1 rRNA gene is annotated in these 1355 nt (G+C 55.5%); it reads left to right on the top strand.

Annotated elements, in window-relative coordinates:
• Positions 1 to 79: 79 nt before the first annotated feature.
• Positions 80 to 1355: ribosomal RNA gene (locus tag ACIBCT_RS40475) — 23S ribosomal RNA — on the top strand; the annotation flags it as partial.

Genomic DNA, 1355 nt, shown 5'->3' with positions numbered 1-1355 from the left:
TGGGGTGGGTGTTGGTGGCAGGGGTGGTGGGTCGCTGTTTGTTGTTTGAGATTTGCATAGTGGACGCGAGCATCTTTGTGGCCAAGTTTTTTAGGGCACACGGTGGATGCCTTGGCATCAGGAGCCGATGAAGGACGTGGGAGGCTGCGTTAAGCCCCGGGGAGTCGCCAACCAGACTTTGATCCGGGGATGTCCGAATGGGGAAACCTAGCACCAGTCATGTGGTGTTGCCTCCGCCTGAATGTATAGGGCGGTTGGTGGTAACGCGGGGAAGTGAAACATCTCAGTACCCGTAGGAAGAGAAAACAATTTAGTGATTCCGTGAGTAGTGGTGAGCGAAAGCGGATCAGGCTAAACCGTAGGCGTGTGATAGCCGGCAGGCGTTGCGTTTACGGGGTTGTGGGACCCTCTTACGGTTTCTGCCGAGACCGTGAACAGTTAGAAATCCTTCCGATAGCCGAAGCTTCTGGGAAGTGGCGCCGTAGACCGTGAGAGTCGGGTAGGCGAAATTGGTTGGACTGTTGGAGGGGATCCCAAGTAGCACGGGGCCCGAGAAATCCTGTGTGAATCTGCCAGGACCACCTGGTAAGCCTAAATACTCCCTGATGACCGATAGTGAACAAGTACCGTGAGGGAAAGGTGAAAAGCGCCCCGGTGAGGGGTCGTGAAATAGTACCTGAAACCGTGTGCCTACAAGCCGTAGGAGCGTAAACACTTTTCGGAGTGTTTGTGATGTGACTGCGTGCCTTTTGAAGAATGAGCCTGCGAGTTATGGTGTGTGGCGAGGTTAACCCGTGTGGGGGAGCCGTAGCGAAAGCGAGTCTGAAGAGGGCGTTTGAGTCGCATGCTGTAGACCCGAAGCGGAGTGATCTAGGCATGGGCAGGTTGAAGCGCGGGTAAGACCGCGTGGAGGACCGAACCCACCAGGGTTGAAAACCTGGGGGATGACCTGTGTTTAGGGGTGAAAGGCCAATCAAACTCCGTGATAGCTGGTTCTCCCCGAAATGCATTTAGGTGCAGCGTCGCGTGTTTCTTGCCGGAGGTAGAGCACTGGATGGCTAATGGGCCCGACAAGGTTACTGACGTCAGCCAAACTCCGAATGCCGGTAAGTGAGAGCGTGGCAGTGAGACTGCGGGGGATAAGCTCCGTAGTCGAGAGGGAAACAGCCCAGACCACCGACTAAGGCCCCTAAGCGTGTGCTAAGTGGGAAAGGATGTGGAGTCGCAGTGACAACCAGGAGGTTGGCTTAGAAGCAGCCACCCTTGAAAGAGTGCGTAATAGCTCACTGGTCAAGTGATTCCGCGCCGACAATGTAGCGGGGCTCAAGTACACCGCCGAAGTCGTGGCATTCACA

Source organism: Streptosporangium sp. NPDC050855, from assembly GCF_044456585.1.
GTDB classification, from domain to species: Bacteria; Actinomycetota; Actinomycetes; order Streptosporangiales; family Streptosporangiaceae; genus Streptosporangium; species Streptosporangium longisporum.
Note: the sequence above shows the minus strand (reverse complement) of the source record. Positions and strands in the feature narration are given on the sequence as shown.